Source organism: Actinophytocola sp., assembly GCF_035712165.1.
In the GTDB taxonomy this organism is placed as follows: domain Bacteria; phylum Actinomycetota; class Actinomycetes; order Mycobacteriales; family Pseudonocardiaceae; genus DASYTH01.
Genome location: NZ_DASTBH010000323.1, coordinates 1 through 20137, shown reverse-complemented (window position 1 = coordinate 20137; position 20137 = coordinate 1). Strand labels below are relative to the sequence as shown.

The 20137-nt window shown below is 70.3% G+C and carries 19 protein-coding genes; 9 read left to right on the top strand and 10 right to left on the bottom strand.

Going from position 1 to position 20137, the window contains the following annotated elements; translation table 11 throughout:
- Positions 1-414 precede the first annotated feature (414 nt).
- Positions 415-1617 (top strand): helix-turn-helix domain-containing protein, encoded by a 1203-nt coding sequence (locus VFO68_RS18235; protein ID WP_325159514.1) that lies wholly within the window; start codon positions 415-417, stop codon positions 1615-1617.
- On the opposite strand, the gene VFO68_RS18230 is transcribed toward VFO68_RS18235, so the two are convergent.
- Positions 1614-2441, bottom strand: a complete 828-nt coding sequence (locus tag VFO68_RS18230) for an alpha/beta hydrolase (RefSeq protein WP_325159513.1) — start codon at positions 2439-2441, stop codon at positions 1614-1616. The genes VFO68_RS18235 and VFO68_RS18230 overlap by 4 nt on opposite strands.
- 51 nt (positions 2442-2492) lie before the next feature.
- Complete coding sequence (locus VFO68_RS18225; RefSeq protein ID WP_325159512.1) at positions 2493-3350, bottom strand: U32 family peptidase; 858 nt, start codon at positions 3348-3350, stop codon at positions 2493-2495.
- A gap of 160 nt (positions 3351-3510) precedes the next feature.
- On the opposite strand from VFO68_RS18225, the gene VFO68_RS18220 reads away from it, so the two are divergent.
- Both VFO68_RS18220 and VFO68_RS18215 read left to right on the top strand, forming a co-directional pair.
- The gene (locus tag VFO68_RS18220) at positions 3511-4281 is read left to right on the top strand and encodes an IclR family transcriptional regulator (protein WP_325159511.1); all 771 of its coding nucleotides are present in this window, start codon (positions 3511-3513) and stop codon (positions 4279-4281) included.
- Between the two features lie 123 nt (positions 4282-4404).
- Complete coding sequence (locus VFO68_RS18215) at positions 4405-5583, top strand: aldose epimerase family protein (protein ID WP_325159510.1); 1179 nt, start codon at positions 4405-4407, stop codon at positions 5581-5583.
- Positions 5584-5637: 54 nt separating this feature from the next.
- Here VFO68_RS18215 and VFO68_RS18210 read toward each other — a convergent pair whose 3' ends face one another.
- Positions 5638-6588, bottom strand: a complete 951-nt coding sequence (locus tag VFO68_RS18210) for an arabinan endo-1,5-alpha-L-arabinosidase (protein WP_325159509.1) — start codon at positions 6586-6588, stop codon at positions 5638-5640.
- A gap of 4 nt (positions 6589-6592) precedes the next feature.
- Positions 6593-8014 carry a family 43 glycosylhydrolase gene (locus VFO68_RS18205; RefSeq protein ID WP_325159508.1) on the bottom strand — a complete coding sequence of 474 codons (1422 nt, stop codon included), beginning with the start codon at positions 8012-8014 and terminating at the stop codon, positions 6593-6595.
- Between the two features lie 222 nt (positions 8015-8236).
- Here VFO68_RS18205 and VFO68_RS18200 point away from each other — a divergent pair, with 222 nt between their 5' ends.
- The gene (locus VFO68_RS18200; RefSeq protein ID WP_325159507.1) at positions 8237-8497 is read left to right on the top strand and encodes a hypothetical protein; all 261 of its coding nucleotides are present in this window, start codon (positions 8237-8239) and stop codon (positions 8495-8497) included.
- Here VFO68_RS18200 and VFO68_RS18195 read toward each other — a convergent pair.
- Positions 8494-9519: an ion channel gene (locus VFO68_RS18195; protein ID WP_325159506.1), complete on the bottom strand. Its 1026-nt coding sequence runs from the start codon at positions 9517-9519 to the stop codon at positions 8494-8496. The two genes, VFO68_RS18200 and VFO68_RS18195, sit on opposite strands and share 4 nt — an antisense overlap.
- A 59-nt stretch (positions 9520-9578) precedes the next feature.
- Here VFO68_RS18195 and VFO68_RS18190 point away from each other — a divergent pair, with 59 nt between their 5' ends.
- Both VFO68_RS18190 and VFO68_RS18185 read left to right on the top strand, forming a co-directional pair.
- The gene (locus VFO68_RS18190; RefSeq protein WP_325159505.1) at positions 9579-11243 is read left to right on the top strand and encodes an ATP-binding protein; all 1665 of its coding nucleotides are present in this window, start codon (positions 9579-9581) and stop codon (positions 11241-11243) included.
- Positions 11244-11263: 20 nt separating this feature from the next.
- Entirely contained in the window at positions 11264-12079 is an 816-nt protein-coding gene (locus VFO68_RS18185; RefSeq protein ID WP_325159504.1) for a DUF1206 domain-containing protein, read from the top strand.
- Here VFO68_RS18185 and VFO68_RS18180 read toward each other — a convergent pair.
- Positions 12076-13650 (bottom strand): class I adenylate-forming enzyme family protein, encoded by a 1575-nt coding sequence (locus VFO68_RS18180; protein ID WP_325159503.1) that lies wholly within the window; start codon positions 13648-13650, stop codon positions 12076-12078. The two genes, VFO68_RS18185 and VFO68_RS18180, sit on opposite strands and share 4 nt — an antisense overlap.
- Before the next feature lie 356 nt (positions 13651-14006).
- Between VFO68_RS18180 and VFO68_RS18175 the strand changes: the two genes are divergently transcribed.
- Positions 14007-14546, top strand: coding sequence for an SRPBCC family protein (locus tag VFO68_RS18175; protein ID WP_325159502.1), 540 nt, complete (start codon positions 14007-14009; stop codon positions 14544-14546).
- A 3-nt stretch (positions 14547-14549) separates the two neighbouring features.
- Here VFO68_RS18175 and VFO68_RS18170 read toward each other — a convergent pair whose 3' ends face one another.
- On the bottom strand, positions 14550-15704 hold the full coding sequence (locus VFO68_RS18170) for a PucR family transcriptional regulator (protein ID WP_325159501.1): 1155 nt from the start codon (positions 15702-15704) through the stop codon (positions 14550-14552).
- 163 nt (positions 15705-15867) lie between these two features.
- Between VFO68_RS18170 and VFO68_RS18165 the strand changes: the two genes are divergently transcribed.
- Positions 15868-16323: an NfeD family protein gene (locus tag VFO68_RS18165; protein ID WP_325159500.1), complete on the top strand. Its 456-nt coding sequence runs from the start codon at positions 15868-15870 to the stop codon at positions 16321-16323.
- Positions 16302-17315: an SPFH domain-containing protein gene (locus tag VFO68_RS18160; protein WP_325159499.1), complete on the top strand. Its 1014-nt coding sequence runs from the start codon at positions 16302-16304 to the stop codon at positions 17313-17315. The genes VFO68_RS18165 and VFO68_RS18160 overlap by 22 nt, the downstream gene beginning before the upstream one ends.
- Here the strand turns inward: VFO68_RS18160 and VFO68_RS18155 are convergent.
- The 3 genes from VFO68_RS18155 to VFO68_RS18145 form a co-directional block, all read right to left on the bottom strand.
- Positions 17312-18652 carry a glutamine synthetase family protein gene (locus VFO68_RS18155; RefSeq protein WP_325159498.1) on the bottom strand — a complete coding sequence of 447 codons (1341 nt, stop codon included), beginning with the start codon at positions 18650-18652 and terminating at the stop codon, positions 17312-17314. The two genes, VFO68_RS18160 and VFO68_RS18155, sit on opposite strands and share 4 nt — an antisense overlap.
- Positions 18640-19569, bottom strand: a complete 930-nt coding sequence (locus VFO68_RS18150; protein WP_325159497.1) for a GNAT family N-acetyltransferase — start codon at positions 19567-19569, stop codon at positions 18640-18642. The genes VFO68_RS18155 and VFO68_RS18150 overlap by 13 nt, the downstream gene beginning before the upstream one ends.
- The coding region (locus VFO68_RS18145; protein ID WP_325159496.1) for a hypothetical protein at positions 19569-20137 on the bottom strand (569 nt) is incomplete at its 5' end. The genes VFO68_RS18145 and VFO68_RS18150, both read right to left, overlap by 1 nt.

The window sequence follows — 20137 nt, the reverse complement described above, 5'->3', positions numbered from 1 at the left end:
ACTGGTCCCACTCGTCGGGTCGGATCGGGCTGCGATCGAAGTCGTCCAGCGGCCAGTTCAGGCGAATTCCCTCGCCGCGTTCGATCGCGTCCGCAAGCAGTTCGGCCACCGTGATCGCCTCGCCTTGGCCCCGGAAAACGTGGGTCGACTGGCCAACCACCCTGGTCGGATTCGTCCGGGCGCCACGCCGTCTCGCTCGCACTCTCATTCTGTCGTGTCGCACTCTCATCTGTACCGACATGGATGGCACCCAGCGCCGAACCGGCAGAATCCGGCGCCAGGTGCCTTGCTCATGAGCCTGGATGAACGACGCCGGGCTGCCAATGAGCGGCTGTAGAACCTTTGTCGCACCTTTGTCCCCGATCAGCCTGTCAGCCTGCGAGAATCGGGATTCTCGGAGGAAAATCCCACGTCATGGACACAGTCGGCCGGTGGACCGGCCGGGAAACACGCGCTCTCCGCGTTGCTTTGCGCCTCAGTGTGCGAGCGTTCGCCGAGCGCTTGGGCGTTGCCGCGCGCACCGTGTCCAAGTGGGAGAAAGGCGGCGAGCGAACCATCCCGTGGCCCGATACCCAGGCCATCCTCGACACCTGTCTCAGTCAGGCGTCGGGCGAGGTCAGGGCGCGGCTCTCAGCCTTGCTGATGCGGCCGATCGCAGCTGAAGGGTTCAACACGGACGAGCGACATCACGTGGTCGCGGTGCTGAAGGATGCACCAAGGTTCTTCGACGGCCCACTGGCCGAATACTGTCGCCGCCAGCTGGATATCTGCATTGCGGATGATGGCGAACTCGGACCGGCCGCAACCCTTCCCGCTGTCCTCGAACTCCTGCGAACCATTGAGACACATGGTCGTGACGTGCGCCCCTCGGTCCGGCGGGAGTTGCTTTCCGTGGGCGCATCCGGTGCTGAGTTCGCCGGCTGGCTGCTTCGTGACATGCGGGAACCAGGTCACGCGACGTTCTGGTACGACCGCGCCATGGAATGGGCGCAGGAAGCCGGCGATCTGCCCATGCAGGGCTACATGCTGCTCAAGAAGTCGCAGATGGCCTATGACGCCCGGGATGCGCTCCGCGTGCTCACTCTGGCGCAAGCAGCGATGGAAGGTCCGTGGCAACTGCCAGCCAACGTGCGTGCTGAGGTCACCCAGCAGCACGCTCTGGGTATGGCCATGATCGGCGAACCACTGCCGGCCGTTGAGCGGCGGCTTGACCATGCCCACGAGCTACTTGCCCAAGTCAAGCCGGACGACCAGCCCGACCGGCTCGGTGCTTATTTCACCGCCCAGACGCTTCTGTTGCGCAATGCCAGTTCGTTCACCGAGGCTGGTCGGCCGGGACGGGCCGCGGCGTTGTTCGGTGAGGTGTTGTCCACCGCGGTGCTCTCCCGCCGGGATGCCGGGTACTTCCGGGCACGCCGCGCGGTGGCGCTAGCGTTGAGCGGCGAGCCGGATGAAGCGGCTGCGGTCGGCCTGGGCTCGGTCGAGATCGCACTGGCGACCGACTCCCGTCGAACCCTGCGTGTCCTGAATGAGGTCATGCGGACGTTGGCACCATGGCGCAGCCGTCCGGCGGTACGGGAGTTCGGCGACGTTCTCGCGCGGCACCCCGCCCGCTAGCCTTGGTGCGCAACGAGCCAGCCAGAGACCGTGCGGATCACCTCGGCCTGCCATTCCTGGCTTTGCGGGTTGAGGTACTGGGGATCCTCGTGGACTGCGAACCCGTGCTGGGCACCCTCGATCTCCACCAACCGGACTTCGGTGCGGAACAAGTTCACTGCCGCCCGAGAGGATTCGATGGGGACGAAGGTGTCCTTGGTGCCGTGCACCAGCAGGGTTGGTGCGGTGATCTCACCGATGACGTCGTCGGGTCTCAACCAGAAGACCTCATTGAGGATCGCTCGGCCGTGTTTCAGGGTCGGCGTGAAGTTGATGTGACCATCGGCGGCGAGCTGGCGGGCCGTCTCGTCATCGAGCTGGTCGTCGGACCAGTAGGGCCGGCTGTCAATCGTGCGCTTCTTGTAGTCGAACTGGGGATTGAGCAGGACCAGCCGAGCGATCTCGTCTGGTCTTTTGGCCGCGTAGTAGCCGCAGATGCCACCGCCGAAGCTGGCACCGAGCAGGCTCACGGCAGGAAGGCCGGTCCGCGCCTTCAATTCGGCCACGGCCACGCGGATGTCGTTCAGGATGGCCGCCAGCGTCAGCTCTTGTTGCAGACCTTCGCTCTCGCCATGGCCTCGCAGGTCGAACCGCAGGGAGCCGATGCCGGACTCGGCCAGGCCGTCGGCCAGCCGGGTGAAGAAGCCGCCCTCCTCCCGGGTCACGCCGCCGCCATGCACCATGACCAGGGCATTGTTCCGGGGCTGGGCGGGCGTGACGAGGGTGCCGGCCAGCTGCAGGCCATCGAGGGTGCGCAGCGTGGTGAGGGTGCTGCGAGCTGGCATGGATGACTCCGATCGCGTGCGGCTCGCGGCAATTCTGCCCGGCAACGCGGTTTACGGCACCGGCAGCGCGAGCCCTGGTGCGCCGGGGGGTGAGCACACGGCGGTGCTGCCGGCGCGGTGCAGCAGGTCGAGGCCGAGGCGGGCGCGGCGGACGCGTTCGCGGGACAGGGCGGTGGTGAGGTCGTCCAGGTGGGTGCCCGAGGGGTAGACGTCGGGGGCGTTGCGCAGGCCGAACTTGATGTAGACCGGCGCGGCGAGCTCCACCAGGGTGGGCAGTTCGTGGTGCCGGACGAAGCCGCCGAGGTTGTCCGGCGCCTCGACGTAGACGTCCAACGGAACGTCCACCGCGGCGCGGATCTCGGCGATGTGCGCCAGCGTCAGGTCCGTGGGCAGGTTGAGGGTGTTGGCGCCCAGGCCGACCAGGACCTCGGCGGTGGCCGGGTTGGCCACCGGCAGCATCACCGACACCTTGGCCTGCAGGTCGGCCGGCAGTTCGCCGGCGGTGCGCAGCCGGCCCAGCGTGGCCAGCACCCCGAGGTCGGAGACCAGCACGCTGCGCACGCCGAGGTCGGCGGCCCGGCGGATCTCGTCGACGGCGGCGGTGAGCTGGTCCTGCCCCCAGGCGGTCGGGGCGAGCACGGCGCCGGCCGGCATGCGGGCCATGGCCGACGGCCCCCACGCCGCGCACGGCCGGGCGAACAGGCTGAGCTCGACGCCGGCCGCGGCGCCGAGCTTGACCATCTCCCCGATCTCGGCGTCGGTGAGCATTCCGACCCCGCTGCCCTGGGACACGCGGCTGACCGGAACCTCCAGCCGGTCGGCCTCGGTGAGCACGGCGTCGAGGCAACGTGGCCCCTCGACACTGGGGATCTCCACGCGATAGTGCGCGCCGTCCGGGAAGCGAGGCATGCCACTCCTTGTTCGAAATATCGAAACCGGTTCGACGTTCGAATTCTATCGAATCTACGTGCCGCCCGGCCCGCCGGTCAAGATCCACTGCGGCCGTTTTGACAGCTCACCGCACCTCTACCTAAGCTCCCGTCCGACATTTCGTACCGGATTCGACGAGGTGACGGCGTTGGGTCGCGCGGTTCCGGCAGTCGGCCGGGCACTGGACATTCTCGAGCTTCTCCTTGACACGCCGGAGATTTCCGCGCCGGAGATCACCGAGCGGCTGGGCCTGCCGCGCACCACGGTGCACGAGCTGGTCACCACCCTCGCCGACCGGTCCTACCTGGTTCCGGTCCCGGGCCAGCCCACCCGCTACCGCCTCGGGTTGCGGCTGTTCCTGCTGGGCAGCAGCTTCGCCGAACGGCTCGACATGTCCCGGGAGGCCCAGGAGGTCGCCCAGGAGGTCGCCGCCGGCTGCGACGAGACCGTCCACGTGGCATTGCTCGAGGGCACCGACGTCGTCTACATCGCCAAGATGGACAGCACCCATCCGGTTCGGATGGTCTCCGCGGTCGGCCGGCGGCTGCCCGCGCACTGCACCGGGGTGGGCAAAATGCTGCTGTCCGGTCTGACCACCGAGGCGCTGGACGCGCGGTACCCCCGGAACCGCTCGTTGCTGGCCATGACCCCGCACAGCATCACCTCGCCGACCAAGCTCCGCTCCCACCTCGCCGAGGTGCGCAAGGCCGGCATGGCCTTCGACGACTGCGAGTCCAACGCGGCGGTGTACTGCGTGGCGGCCCCGGTCTACGAGCGCTCAGGCGCGATGGTCGCCGCGATGAGCATCTCGGTGCCCAACATCCGGTGGGCGGACCGGTCCCGCGAGGAGTGGGCCGCCCTGGTTCGTTCGGGTGCGGACACGTTGTCGCGCCGCCTCGGCCACCGGTGAACCCGGACTGTTGACACGTCTTTTCGGACACCACTAGCGTCATTCTGCGGTCGGACATACCGAATCTTGTTCGAGATACCGAACACGCTGCCCGCGACGGTGCGGGCGAAGAGAGGTGTCCTCATGAGACGGTTCACCCGCAGGGCCGGAAACGTCGCGGTCGCCGTACTGCTCGTCACCGGATTCGCCGCACTCGGGCCGGCCGCCCCTCCGGCGGCCGGCACCAACCAACCCAGGATCGACCGGGACGTCTTCGGCACCATGCCGGACGGCACCGCGATCAACCGCTACACGCTCAGCAACGGTCGCGGCATGAAGATCAGGGTGCTCACCTACGGCGGCATCATCCAGACGATCGAGGTGCCCGACCGGCGCGGCCGCACCGGCAACGTCGCGCTCGGCTTCGACAACCTCACCGACTACCTCGAGCGCAGCCCGTACTTCGGCTGCATCACCGGGCGCTACGCCAACCGGATCGCCAACGGCCGGTTCACCCTGGACGGCCAGACCTACCAGCTCGCGCAGAACAACGGCGTCAACCACCTGCACGGCGGCAACGTCGGCTTCGACAAGCGGGTCTGGAGCGCCACCGAGATCCGCGAGCGGGACACGGTCGGCCTGCGGATGACCTACACCAGCCCGGCCGGCGAGGAGAACTATCCCGGAACGCTCAACACCACGGTCACCTACCGGCTGACCAGGAACAACGAGATCCGGATGGACTACCGCGCCACCACCGACGCGCCGACGATCGTCAACCTCACCAACCACACCTACTTCAACCTCGCCGGCGAGGGCAGCGGAACGATCGAGGACCACAAGCTGACCCTCAACGCGAGCCGCTACACCCCGGTGGACACCACGCTGATCCCCACCGGAACGCTCGACCCGGTGGCCGGCACGCCGATGGACTTCCGCCGCCCGACGGCGATCGGCGAGCGGATCCGCAACAGCTTCCCGCAGCTGGTGATCGGTCAGGGCTACGACCACAACTACGTGCTCGACCGGCGGGACAACACCTTCCGCCAGCTCGAGTCCGCGGGGACGGTGCTCGACCCGTCCAGCGGCCGGGTGCTCTCGATCCGCACCACCGAGCCCGGCATCCAGTTCTACTCGGGCAACTTCCTGGACGGCACCCTGGTCGGCACCAGCGGCCGGGTGTACCGGCAGACCGACGGCTTCGCGCTGGAGACCCAGCACTTCCCCGACTCGCCCAACAAGCCGCAGTTCCCCACCACGGTGCTGCGCCCCGGCCAGACCTACGACACCACCACCATCTACGCCTTCTCCACGGCCGGATAACCAACGCAACGCCGAAGCGCGCCGGTGCCACCCGCACCGGCGCGCTTCGCCGTGTCAGAAGACCCGGGGCCAGCCGTCGGCGAAGTCGATCAGGTTGATGCCCAGCCGTCCGCCCGGCGCCGTGCTCGTGTAGTAGTGGTAGACCAGCACCCACGCATCGGTGTCCTGGAACACCGCCTGGTGGCCGGGCCCGGCGACGCCGCCGTGCGTGGCCATGATCTCCGTGCCACCGCCGGAGGTCAGGGCCACACCGGCCCGGTCGACGTACGGGCCGGTGATCGACGCCGACCGGCCGACCATGGTCCGGTAGGTGCTGCCGGTTCCCCGGCAGCACAGGTCGAACGACACGAACAGGTAGTAGAACCCGCCCTGCCGCACGATGAACGGCGCCTCGACCGCGCCCCCGGCGTTCGGCCTGCGGGCCAGGCTGTACAGCGTCCGGTCCCCGCCGTGCTGCTTGCCGGTCGCCGGGTCGATCCGGATCATCTTGATCCCGGACCAGAACGAGCCGAACGACAGCCACCAGGCGCCGGCGGCGTCCACCACCAGGTTCGGGTCGATCGCGTTGTAGTCGTTGGCATCGCTGGTCTGCCACACGATCCCCAGGTTGGTCCAGGTTCCGGACGCGGCGGTGGGGCTGGTGGCCAGGAAGATCGCCGAGTTGCGGGACCCGAAGGTCGAGGCCGCGTAGTACAGGTAGTAGCGGCCGTTGCGCAGCGACAGGTCCGGCGCCCAGAGCGTGTTGCTGCCCCCGGTGAACGGATGCGCCCACGGTGCCCCGTTCGGCCAGACCGGGCCGGCGGTGCGAAACGCCCGGCGGTCGGTCGACGTCCGGATCGGCAGGTTGTTGCCGGTGGACACCAGCAGGTACCGCCCGTCGCTCGCCCTGATCATCGACGGGTCGTGCACTCCGTTGACGGAACCGGTGACCACACCGGGGTTCGGATAGTCGGCCGGCCCGGCCAGGCCCGCGAGCATTCCGACGACCAGAAGCAGGGCGCGCATCGGCTCACTCCAACTGGAAGGTGGCGTCCGCGGCGTTGTCGACCGGCTGGACGTAGAGCAGGGCGGCCGACTGCCGGATGAACCGGCCGGCGAGGTTGGCCGACTCGAACGAGACCCCGGCGGCGTCGGCGACCCCCGCCCGCCGGATGAAGCTCGCGTCCGCGCGGAACTGCGTGGAGCCGTCGCCGCGGTCCAGCCACACCTCGAAGTTGCGATGCCGCAGGAAATATCCCGGGAAATTGGCCGACTCGAGGGAAATCGTTCCGCCGCCGGACAGTCCGGGCACGATCCGGAATTGCGAGTCCGCCAGCGTGGTCACATTCGGGTCGATCCGGGCGCGGAAGTTGAAATGGCGCACGAACCGGTCGGCCGTCCCGCTCAGCCGCAGGCGTTGCGGCGTCGGCCCGTCGGCGACCGGAATGCCGAAGTTCGGGGTTCCGTCCGGGTTCCAGTACAGCTTCTGAACCCTGGTCCGGCGGTTGGGATCGTTCAGCGGGTCGCCGCTGATGTCGCGGTAGTTGCGGTCGTGGTAGACCAGGATGTCCGACAGGCCGTCCTCGGAGACGGTGAACGTGTTGTGCCCGGGGCCGTACTGGCCGGTGGCGTCGTTGCTGGTGAACACCGGCTGCTGGCTCTTGGTCCAGGAGGCGGCGGAGAGCAGGTTGCCCGACGCAGGCGCGCTGAGCAGGCCGAGACAGTAGTTGGCATCGGTCGCGCTGGCCGAGTACGACAGGAACACCCGGCCGTTGCGGATGATCACCGCCGGGCCCTCGTTGACCCGGAACCCGCGGATCTCCCACGGCAGGGTCGGCACCGAGAGGCGCACCGGCGTGCCGGTGATGGTCCACGGGTTGGTCATTCGGGCCAGGTAGAGGTTGGTGTTGGAGTTGATCCCGGGTTCCTGCTGCGCCCAGGCCAGGTAGCGGGTGCCGTTGTGCGCGAACGTGGTCGCGTCCAGGGAGAACGTGTCCCAGGCGGTGGTGATCCGGCCGCGCTCGACCCAGCTTCCGGTGAGCGGGTTGGCGCTGGAGTTCTCCAGCACGTACATGCGGATGCGCCAGATGTCGTCGGTGCGCCCGGCGGCGAAGTAGATGTACCACCGGCCGTCGATGCGGTGCAGTTCCGGGGCCCAGATGTGCGCGCCCATCTCACCGCTGGTGTGCCGGCGCCAGACGACCGATTCCGCGGCGCCGGACAGACCCTGCAGGGTGTTCGCCCGGCGCAGCACGATGCGGTCGTACTCCGGCGCGGTCGCGGTGAGGTAGTAGAAGCCGTCGGTGTGTTTGACCACGTGCGGGTCGGCTCGTTGCGGCACAAGGGGGTTCGTGTACTGCACGGCCGGTGCGGCGGCTGCCGGCACGGCCGTCATCAGGCCGGCGAGCAGCATCGCCACGATTCCCGCGCAACTGCGCCGAATCCCGAGCACTGCTTCCTCCCTGACAGCGCCGTTCGATATTTCGAACCCGGTTCGAAAACGGTTTCGTACCGACAGTAAGGGCCCGGTCACATTCGCGTCAACGACAGCGGGCGGTACCTAGGGGTGTTGCCAAAGCGAAATCAGTTCCCTGTACCGATTTCCGGCGATCGGAGCGATACACCGGACGGGCGGCTCCGAACAATTGGGGAGGACTTCGGGGGTGTGGGGACGATGAGCGAATACCCCAATGGCCGGAACCGGTCCGGCGAACAACTGGCCGAGCTGCTCACCGCGGCCATGCGGCCGGTGGCCAGATCCCGGTCGCGCCGGCGCAGCACCTCGGTCACGCCGGAACAGGTGGACATGGTGCTGGCCACCCGGCGGGTACTGGCCGACGTGATGACCGGCGACGGCGCGTGGGACGAGCTGGCCGAGCGGCTCGACGAACTGGCCCGGGAATGCCGGCGCCAGATCGTGCTCGACCCGCCCTAGCCGCCCAGGGCCGCGGTGAGCGCCTCCGGCGTCAGGCGATGTGGCGAGAGGTAGTACACCTCGGCTCCGGCCGGCAGCTCGGTCTCCCAGCCCGGGTTGACCAGCAGCTCGTGTTCGGTGCGGGCGGCCAGCAGGATCACGCCGTGTCGCTGGCCGAGCACGGACTGGCACCGGCCGACCTGTACCGGGCCAAGGGACTCCGGCAGCCGGATCGAGTAGGTGTTGGTGCCGCCCGGGGTCATCAGGTGGGTGTAGACCTCGGCGATACCCGGCGAGGTCAGCTCCTCGGTGACCATCCACGAGGTGTGCCACTGCACACAGTGCACGTCCTGGTGCACCTGTCGCATGAGCTCGGCCCGCGCCATGTCCCGCAGGGTGACCACGACGTGCGCGCCGGCGTGCAGGTGGATCACCGTGACCGTGACGGCGAGTGCTTCGTTGTCGTCGCGGGCGTCCACCAGCACAGTGGCAGCGCCCGGAACCCCGGCCCGGCGCAGCGTGTCGGCGTCGGTGAGGTCGCCGCGGACGAACTCGATCCCCTGGTCGGGCATGGGATGGGTGGTCACGTCCGACCAACCGCACAGCACGATCCGGGCGTCGGACTCGGCGAGCAGTTCGGCGACGATGCGTTCGGTGCGGCCGGCCGTGTACCCGATCAGCACCACGTGGCCGGAGGCTGTGACGGAGATCGCACCCTGCATGCGTCGTCCCTTCGCTCGTTCCATGATCGTGGCCAGCCTGGTGAAAACCGTGGTGAGCGTCGCGATCCCACCGACGATCACGTAAACGCCGACGGCATGGCCCGCGCCGGTGACCGGGAAGAAGTCGCCGTAGCCGACGGTGGCCGCGGTGACCACGAAGTACCACCAGTAGTTGGCCGGCGCCGCGATCTCGCTGTCCGGCTCGGCCAGCGCCATCAGCGGCCAACTCGTGGCGAACACGAACACGATCACGGCGACCGGCGTCGCCCAGCCGCGCGGCCGGGTCAGCTGCGCCAGGAGTCGGGACAGGAAGATCGGCACTCGGCTCCCCGGGGTCGGGTTGGGTCCCGGGAGCCTAACGCCCGGTACATTCGGCAACCGTGGTAGCCGCAGTGCCGGCCGATGAGCTTGAGTTCCGCGTGCTCGGCGCGCTCGACGTGCTGCGCGGCGGCGAGCGGGTCGAACTGGACGACCTTGAGCGCAAAGTGCTCGCGCTGCTACTGATCGAGGCCGATCGCGTCGTCGACCCGGGCTGGCTGGCCGACCGGCTCCCGACGGACCCGGCCGATGCGATACGGCCCTGTCTGTCCCGGCTGCGCCGGACGCTGCACCCCGCGCTCGCCGAGGAGGCCGGCGGATACGTGCTGCGGCCGGGGGAGGGGTTGGACAGCCGGCTTGCCGAACAGCTCATCGCCTCCGCCCGGGTGGCCCTGCGCTTCGGTGACCGGCACGCGGCGATCGCCGTGCTGGACCACGCTCTGGCCCGCTGGCGGGGGGACAGCCTGGCCGGCCTGGCCGGCGAGCCGTGGGCCCGCGCGGAGGCGAGCCGGCTGGACGAGTTGCGGCGCACCGCCCTCGCGGACCGCGCGGCGGCCGAGCGTGGGCCGGCGATGCCGGCGCCGGAGGCCGAACACGTGCTGGTCGGCCGGGCCGCCGAGCTCGCCGTGCTCACCGGCGCGCTGGACGACGCCGAGGCCGGCCGGTCCGGCGTGGTGCTGCTGGAGGCGCCCGCCGGCGCCGGTAAGACCCGGCTCGGCGAGGAGTTGGCCCGCCGGGCCGTGCGGCGCGGTTTTCTCGCGCTGTGGGCCCGAACCGGGGTCGGCGCCGGCGTGCCCGCCCTGCAGGCGTGGACCGAGCTGCTGGCCACCCTGCACAAGATCCGTCCCGACGCCGTGCCGGACGGCGGTTCCCACTCGGCGGACGAACTGGCCGCCCTGCTGCGAACCGTCGCGGCAACCGAGCCGCTGTTGCTGCTGTTCGACGACCTGCAGTGGGTCGACTGCCCGTCGGTCCGGCTGCTGCGCGCGGTCGCCGAGCGGCTGGCCGGGGCGCGGGTGCTGATCTGGATCGCCGGCCGTCCGGGCAGCCCGCCGGCCGAGCTGTCCGGCGTGCAACGGGTTCCCGTGGGTCCCCTCGAGACGGCGGAGGTCGCCGAGCTGCTCGCGGCCGTCGCGGGCCGCCAGCCGCCCGCCCGGCTCGTCCGGTCCGTCGCGAAACGCTCTGGCGGCAACGCTTTCCTGGTCACCGCGATGGCTCGGCTGCTGGCCGAGTCGTCCACCGTGGACGATATGCCGGCCGAGCCGGACGCCATCGTTCGCGTCATCCTGGACCGGCTGGACCCGGACCAGCGCTCCACCGTGGACGCGGCAGCGGGTCTCGGGCGTCACCTGGACATCGCGGTCGTCACCGCCGTGCTGGACCGTCCGGAGGCGCAGGTCCGCACCACTCTTGATCGCCTTGTGCGGGACGGGATTCTGCGCCGCAGCCTGAGCGGGGTGCGGCATTCGTTCGTGCACGACCTGATCTGGGAGACCGCGTACACCCGGCTGCCCGCTTCGGAACGGGCCGCGCTGCACGGCCGGATCGCCGACGCCATGATCCCGATCGCGCGGATCGACCGGGACCGGGTGTTCGAGGTCGCCGCCCACCTGGCCCGCGCGGGTACCGGACGGGACGACGAGGCGCGGGCCTGGTCGGCCCGAGCCGGCGAGCCGGCAGGCGCATTGCTCGGCGGCGCCGTGCGCGGCGACGTTTCAGGAGGTTAACGCCGGGGAACTTGGTGGGGGTGACTACTCTGCAGGGCAGCGGCCATCCGGCCCACGAAGTGGCCCGAAGCAAGCCGTTCCAACTGGTTGCCCGCATCGGCATGGTGATGTACGGGGTGGTGTACCTGCTGATCGCCTGGCTGGCGGCGCAGGTGGCGATCGGTGGGTCGGGCCAGGGCCAGCCGGACAAGTCCGGTGCGCTGCAGACGATCGCGTCCGGCGGTTGGGTCTGGTTGCTGTGGGTCATCGCCGTGGGACTCGCCGCGATGGCGCTGTGGCGGTTATACGAGGTCATCTGGGGACGCAAACGGCATGAGTGGTCACACCGGGCGATCGGCGCGTTCAAGGTTCTGATGTACGGCTATCTGTCGTACAGCGCGGCGAAGGTCGCGATCAAGGGGCCGGGGGCGGCGTCGGACAGCCAGCAGCAACAGCAGGTGGGCGGCCTGCTCACCGAGACCTGGGGCCGGGTGCTGGTGGGCCTGGCGGGCGTGGCGGTGCTGGGTGGCGCCGCATATCTGGTCTACCGCGGGTGGAAGCGCAAGTTCCAGGACGACCTGGATCTGTCGTCGGCGAGCCCGGGGGTGCGTAAGGCGGTGACCCGGGCGGGTCAGTTCGGGCACATGGCGCTCGGCGCGGCGTGGGCGATCGCGGGTGCTCTCATCGTGCTGGCCGCGGTGCAGGTCGACCCGAGCAAGGCCAGGGGCCTGGACGCTTCGCTGAAAACCCTTGCCGCGCAACCGTACGGGCAGATCCTGCTCGGGGTGATGGCGCTCGGGCTGGCGTCCTACGGGGTGTACAACCTGTTCGCCGCGCGGTACCGGCTGCCCGGCTAAGGAGACTCGGCCAGGCGCTGGCGCAGCTCCCGCTTGAGGATCTTGCCGGCGGCGGAGACCGGGATCTGGTCGACGAAGCGCACTTCGCGTAGTTGCTTGTAGGGCACCACCTGGTCGTTGATCGCGCTCATCACCTCGTCGGCGGTGAGCGTCGGGCGGGCCGGCACCACGAAGGCAACGGGCAGTTCGCCGACCGCTGGGTCCTGCTTGCCGACCACGGCGGCGGCCAGCACGCCGTCGTGCGCGGCCAGCAGCTCCTCCAGCTCCCGAGGATAGACGTTGTAACCCTTGTACAGCAGCATGTCCTTCTTTCTGTCCACAATGGACAGGTAGCCCTCAGTGTCCAGCACGCCGATGTCGCCGGTGCGCAGCCATCCGTCGGACAACACCTCGGCGGTCGCCTCGGGACGGTTGTGGTAGCCGCGCATGACCTGCGGTCCGCTGATGCAGACCTCGCCGCGCTCGCCGGGCGGCAACGGTTCGCCGTCATCGGACATGATCCGCAGATCGGTGTCGAAGATCGCCACCCCCACGGTGCCGATCTTGCGTGTTCCCGAGCGGTGGGTGGGGCCACTGGTGGCGCCCATGGTCACCTCGGTCAGGCCGTAGCCCTCGCTGATCATCGCGTCCGGGGCCAGGTCGTAGAGCCGGCGGCTCATCTCCAGCGGCATCGGCGCGGCGCCGGAACCGATGGCGCGGATGGAGGACAGGTCCCGCTTGTCGATGTCCGGGCAGGCGAGCAGTGCGGCGAACAGTGCCGGCGCGCCGCCCATGGACGTGACCCGCAGCCGTTCGGCGTCGGCGAGATAGGCGGCCGGGTCGAGCCGGTCATGCAGTACCAGCGTGGTGCCCGTCAACATCGGCGCGTTGAGACCGGCGATTGTGCCCATCGCGTGGAACCAGGGCGTGAGGTTGATGGCGATCCCGTTGCCGAGCCGCACCGGCCACTCGTCGGCGGGGCCGACCTGCTCGACGGCCAGGCCGTTGGAGGTGTTCTGGTCGGGTAGCGAACCGGTGCCCCAGCAGGAGTACTGCAGCGCGTTGACCACGACGTTACGGTGCGGGAGCCGGACCCCCTTGGACACGCCGGTGGTGCCGCCGGTGTACGCCAGGTGCGCGAGGTCGTTGTGTACGTCGATGTCCACGTTCGGCGGGCGCTCGGCCCGGCCTTGGCACAGCGTGGCCACGTCGGCGGCGGTGATCGTCCGAACCGCCCCCGCGTCCGCGATCTGGGCCTGCGCGGCGGGTTCCGGCAGCAGCGGGTTGACCGGCACGAAGACCGCCCCGGCGAGCAGGACTCCGTAGTATGCGACCGGATACTCCAGGCAGTTGGGCATGCGCAGCGCGACGCGGTCACCGGGCCGGATACCCTCCGCGACCAGCCCGTTGGCCAGCTGGGCGGCGCTGGTGGCGAGCCGGGCGTAGCTCAGTTCCGTGTCGCCACGGGCGAAAGCGGTACGCTCCCCGAAGCGGTCGGCCGCGCCGAACGCGATGGCGCCGACGGGGGCTTCCGGGTAGTCCAGCGATGCGGGGAATCCGGGGGGCCAGTTCAACGCGCTACGCTGCGGCATCGACACTCCCGAGTGGACGGTCGGGTGGGGATCCAGCCCGTGGCGGGCAGTGCACTCGATGTAACAGCACCACAGGGTTCTTCCACAACCCCCTCTGCCTACATCCAACCCCGCGAGTCCCCCCTTCCAGCCCGGCGAGTCGCCACTTCCAGCCCGGCGAGTCGCCACTTCCAGCCCGGCGAGTCGCTACTTCCAGCCCGGCCGGCCGCCACTTCCGGCCCGGCGAGTCGCCCGTTCCGGTCCCGCGAGTTGCCAGCCCCGACCCGGCGGTTCCGGGTTTGCCCAGGCCCGCGGCCGGCACCCGCCTGATCGGGCGCGACCAGCCCTGGCCAACCGGGGCCGGAGGTTCTTTGAGCGTGCTGAAACTGTCGACGGTCGAGACGCCCCAGCGGTGTAATGCGAGGATGAACACCGTTGCGCCTATTGCGCGTGGCCAGGCGGAGATCAAGGCGAGTCCGGATGCGGTTTATCGGTTGGTGAGCGATCCGACGGTGATGGTCCGGTTCGCCGAGGAGGTGTACCGGGTTCGGTGGATGAACGGATCGACGCAGGCGCGGGTGGGGGCTCGGTTCAAGGGGAGCAACCGGAACGGGTGGCGGCGTTGGTGGACGACCTGCCGGGTGACCGACGCTGACCACGGCCGGCGGTTCGCCTACGAGGTGCGCACCCCGTTCCTGGTGCCGATCGCCCGCTGGCAGTACGACATCGAGCCGATTGTGGGCGGGTGCACCGTCACCGAGACTAGTTGGCTGCACGTGCCGCGGTGGTTTGTCCCGATCGCGATCGCCATCACCGGTGAACCCGACCGGCCGGCCGCCAATACCGCCCATATTGCTACCACCTTGCGCCGGCTGAAGGAACACCTGGAGGCGCCGGCCGACTCCACAGTGGAGTAACCGTCATTCCGGTGTGGTGAGGGGGTTTCCGGGCCAGCCGAGTAGGCGGGCGCCGAGGACTGCGGCCTCGAGGGTGAAGCGGTGGGCGGGATCTCTCGGGTCGTGGCCGGTGAGGGTGCGCACCCGGTCCAGCCGGTAGGTCACCGTGCGGACGGACAGGAACAGCCGCCTGGCCGCCTCGGCGGCTACTTCGCCGGTGGCGAAGTACACAGACAGCGTGTCGAGCAGTGGCTGGGCGCCGCCGCGGGTGCGTTCCAGCGGCGCCAGCACGGTGCCGACCAGGTCGGTGATCGCGGCGCGGTCCCGGAACAGGACCTGGAACACCAGCAACTCGGCGGCGGTCAGTACCGGCGCGGTCAGGGCGAGCCGGGTGGCCAGGTCCAGCGCGCCGCGGGCCTCTTCGAAGGAGCGAACCACCCCCGCCGGCCCGGGGAACGGCCGGCCGACGGCGACCTGGCCGGCCGGCACGAGCACGGTGACCTGGCGGGCGAACTCGGCCGCCACCTCCGCCTCGCCCCCGGCCGCGACGCACAGCAGCAGGCCGTCCTTGGTCGTGACCAGCACCTGCCGGTCGTCGAAGCGCTTCAGCAGCGCCGCCTCCACCCGGCGGGTGGTGCTGTCGCCGTCCTTGAACGCCCGGTCGGCCCGCGCGGCGGCGACGACGTGACGTCCGGTCAACCGCAGCCCGAACCGCTCCGCCCGCTCGGCCAACCTGCCGAGGTCGCCCCGGCCGTGCAGCAGATCGTCGATGAACTCCCGCCGCGCGGCCTCTTCCTGCCGCAGGATCAGGCGCTGGGCCCGGTCGTACCCGTCGGCGAGCGCGACCACCGCGTCGTCGGCGGCGTGCAGGATCGCCTCGGCGATCGCCGCCACCCCCTCCTTGCCGGTCGCCTCCGCCAGCGCCGGAAGCCGCCGCCACACCACCCAGTTGGCGCTGAGGTAGAGGTCGATCAGCGCGCGCAGCGGCACACCCCGCTCGGCGGCCACGGCGCCCAGCCCGCGCAGCGAGTCCAACTCGGTTCGGACCAGCCGGCGCCCGGTGCCGCTGACCGCGTCGAGCATCTCGATATAGCCGCCCAGCAGGTCCGGGGCGATGTCCCCGACGTCCCGCGCGGCCAACCCGGCGAGCGCCGTGACGTCCAGCCCGTCGTCGACCATCGGCTGACGGTAGCCCACACCGCTCGTTGCCGGGGCCCGGCAACGAAACCCGGGTCAGATCGCCGGTGGGCGGCCTTGCCGGACGCCGAAAGCAGGCAGACGATGGTGCCAGGGGAAACCCGCTCCGGTGCTCCACCGATGATCGGGAGGGGGGTCGCCGCTCATGACCGACTGGCTCATCTGGTTGATCTTCGCGGTCCTACTGGGGGTGGCGGAGATCTTCACGCTCACCGTGGCCCTCGGCATGCTCGGTGGCGCCGCGCTGGTCACGGCCGGAGTCGCCGCGTTCGGGCTTCCCTGGCCTGTCCAACTCATCGTGTTCGCCGGCTCCGCGACCGCCGGAATCGTGCTCGTGCGACCGGCCGCGCTGCGGCACATGCAGCGGCCGCAGCTGGAGCGGTTCGGCATCGACGCGCTCATCGGGCAGCAGGCGTTCGTGGTCCGGGAGGTCACCGGGCGCGAGGGCCTGGTGCGGATCGGCGGCGAGGAGTGGACGGCCCGCGCCTATGACGAGACGATCGTCATCCCGGAGGGGGCGGTCGTCGACGTCATGGACATCAATGGCACCACCGCACTCGTCTACCCACGGGAGCTTCCATGGAATTCGAACCCGTCCTGATCGCCGCTCTGGTGGTTGTGCTGTTCGTGGTGTTCACGGTGCTGCGCGGGGTCCGCATCGTGCCGCAGGCCCGCGCCCGCAACGTCGAACGACTCGGTCGCTACAGCCGAACCCTCAAGCCGGGCCTCAACTTCGTCATCCCGTACGTGGACCGGGTGTACCCGGCGATCGACCTGCGCGAACAGGTCGTGTCGTTCCGCCCGCAGCCGGTGATCACCGAGGACAACCTGGTCGTCGAGATCGACACCGTGCTGTACTTCCAGGTCACCGACCCGCGGGCGGCGGCCTACGAGATCGCCAGCTACCTGCAGGCGGTCGAGCAGCTCACCGTCACCACCCTGCGCAACGTGGTCGGGTCGATGGATCTGGAGAAGACCCTCACCTCCCGTGACACGATCAACAGCCAGCTGCGCGGCGTGCTGGACGAGGCCACCGGCAAGTGGGGCATCCGGGTCAACCGGGTCGAGATCAAGGCGATCGACCCGCCGCGCACCATCAAGGACGCGATGGAGAAGCAGATGCGCGCCGAGCGGGACAAGCGCGCCGTGATCCTTTCCGCGGAAGGGCAGCGCCAGTCCCAGATCCTGACCGCGGAGGGCGAGAAGCAGGCCGCCGTGCTGCGGGCCGAGGGTGAGCGGGCAGCGCAGATCCTCACGGCCGAGGGCCAGGCGCTGGCCATCGACCAGGTCTTCCAGGCCGTGCACCGCAACGACCCGGACCCGAAACTGCTTGCCTACCAGTACCTGCAGACGCTTCCCGAGCTGGCCAAGAAGGGCAACACGTTCTGGGTGATCCCCAGCGAGGTGACCTCGGCGCTGCAGGGTGTTTCCCGGGCCTTCACCGAGAACCTGCCGCCGTCTCCGGCCACCCGGGAGGTCACCCCGGCCGCCGCGCCGGCCGCCGAAGTCGCCGCCGAGGCCGAACAGGCCGCGGAGGCCGCGGTCGAGGCAGCGGCCGAGGCCGCCGGTCCGCTCAACGGGGACCGGCGCTAGAACCTGGTCGAGTGCACGACATAGCCGTCGATTTCGCTCATCTCCTTGAAGTCCCGGACGTCGGCCCGCTTCACCGCAGTGCACAGCTCGCGGCGCGGTGAGCCGAGCACGGCCATCAGCAGTTCGTCCCGCTCCAGGGCAGCCACGGCCTCCTCGAGGCTGCGCGGCAGGTGCCGTACGCCTCTCCGGCGCAGTTCCGCGTCGGAGAGGCGGTTGGGGTCCTCGGTCAGCGGGGCGCCCGGGTCGAGCCGGTTGCGCACCCCGTCCAGCCCGGCCTGGATCGTCGCACCCAGGGCCAGGTACGGGTTGGCGGTGGCGTCACACACCTTGAGCTCGATGTTGGTCGAGGCGGTTTCCTTGCCCCGCAAGGTGGACGGCACCCGGATGGCGGCGTCCCGGTTGTCCGGGCCGTAACAGCCGAACGCGCCGGCCCACTTTCCCGGCTCCAGCCGGAGATAGCTGTTGACGCTGGCGCAGGTCAGTGCCATCAGCCCGGGCAGGTGGGCGAGCACGCCGCCGATGAAGTGCCGGGCCAGGTCGGACAGCCCGAGGGCGCCGGTCTGCTCCGCGAACGCGTTCGCGCCGTCCCGCCACAGCGACAGGTGCAGGTGGTTTCCGTTGCCCCGCAGGCCCGGCCGGGGCACCGGCGCGAAGGTCGCGCGCATCCCGCGGCGGCGGGCCATGCCCCGGGTGAACGCCCGCTGCCAGACGTGGTTGTCCGCCGCGCGCAGGGCCTCGGCGTGCCGGATGGACAGTTCGTGCTGGCCCGCCGAGGTTTCCGGGTGGTACATCTCCACCTCGATGCCCTGTGACCGCAGGGCCCGGGACAGCGCGACGATGTAGTCGTTCGCCGCGTCGAACGCCTCGTTGTCCAGGCACAGCCCGTCGTCGAACAGGGCCAGTTCGGTTCCGTCGCCGGTTTCGTGCGCCAGGGTGAACTCCGGCTCGAACGCGGCCACCACCTGGTAGCCGAGCGCACCGGCCGCGCCGACCGCGTCCCGCAGAAAGGTCCTGGGGCAGGCCGCCCACGGCGCCCCGGACCTGGTCCACAGGTCGCACAGCATCGCGGCGGAGCCGGGGGAGTGGGGCAGCAGCACGAAGGTGTCCGGGTCGGGCATCAGCCGGACCTCGTCCATGACCGGGAACCCGGCCACCGGCTGGGCCTGGTCGAGCAGGCTGGCCGCCTGCCGGACCGTCGCGACCCCGACCCCGGACCGCATCCGGCCGGCCAGCGTGTCCGCCGCGACCGCCTTGCCCCGCAGCACGCCGCTGTGGTCGACCCACATGAACCGGACGAGCTCGACGGCGTTGCGCGCCACGGCGCCTAACACGTGCATGGGCCACCTCCGGCCGGTTTCCGCCAGTCCGCGCCGGCCAGGAAGGGCGCGGAGAACCGGCGCAGGTCCACCGGGTCGTCGGCGACCACGTGTGCGGTCAGGGTCCGGTCGCGGCCCGCGTAGCCGAGCAGCAGCCCGGGACCGCACAGGTTCCGCACGGTGAGCACCAGATCGGCGCAGTCGCGGCCGTGTGGGTCGTGGTTGTCCTGCGACGGGACACACCGGAACCCCATGCTCACCTTGAACGGGAACAGCCCGGCCTTGGCCACGTGCCCGTAGAGGTTGGGCTCGTCCCCGAGTCCCACCCGCCGGTAGCCCCTTGCCCGGCCGGCGCGCATCGCGACCAGGTAGAGCGCGCGGGCCAGGCTGGCCCGGCGCCACCGCTCGGTCACCGCCGAGAACCGGATCCGGACCGCGTCCTGTTCCGGGCGTTCCAGAACCAGGCACCCGCCGGCCAACTCGGGGCCGTCGTAGGCGAACACGCCGAAGTACCGGTCCGGCCCGTCCAGGATCGCCTCCCGGTACCGGCAGGCGACCGTGACCCCGTAGGTCATCCGCTCGACCCTGTCGCGGTACAGGGCAAGGAAACGGTCCAGGGTCGCCGGGTCGATCCGGTCCGGCACGGTCAGCGTGAGCTCGCGCTCGGCGCGCGCCACGGCCCGCCGGACGACCTGGCGTGGCTTGGCTTCCATGCGGGCCAGGTACTCCGCCTCGCCGGCGCCGAGGTCGGCGGTCCAGGACAGCCAGTCGGGCTTGCGGATGAAGCCGCGTGCGGCAAGCTCGTCCCAGGCGCCCGCAGGCGGGTCCATGGTCCGAACCAGATCGATGGGCGCCGGGTGGTCCGCCCAGGGCTCGCCGGCCAGCTCCCCGGTGCCGATCATGGCGATCGACAGGCCGTTCGTCTCGACGACCTCCATCAGGGCGCGACCTCGACGCGGAACCGCCCGGCCAGCCGGGCCACGCCGGCCGGCACCTCGTCCTCGCTGTCCACCCGCATCAGCACGGTCCCGGCGGTGACCGAGGAGTCCAGTGGCGCCGGGGTGGTGTCGCCGACCCTGGTCCGCACCTCGGCGTGCTCGACTCCGGGCAGGGCAAGCAGATCCGCGGCGGAGGTGATCGCGGTGACCGTCCCGACCGGACGCGGCAGCATGAAGTTGATCAGATGGCCGGGCCGGGCGGACGGCGGGGTGGCGATGCCGGCGTCCTCGCCCATGGACGTGGCCAGGAAGCTCCGCCAGAAGTCGACGCCGTACTGGTGCCGGATCTGCTCGGGGACGCCGTTGCCCCCGGGCCGGCAGGTGATCTCGCCGACCAGGTAGCCGCGCGGGCACTTGAGGATCTCCAGGTGGGTCACGCCGTCGATGAGGCCCAGTACCGTGACGGCCTGCTCGTGCAGGTCAGCCACGATCTTGGCGTCCGGGTGGTCAGGCGGCAGCGTGTAGGACCCCAGCATGATCTCGCCGACCGCGCCCAGCACCGGGGTGA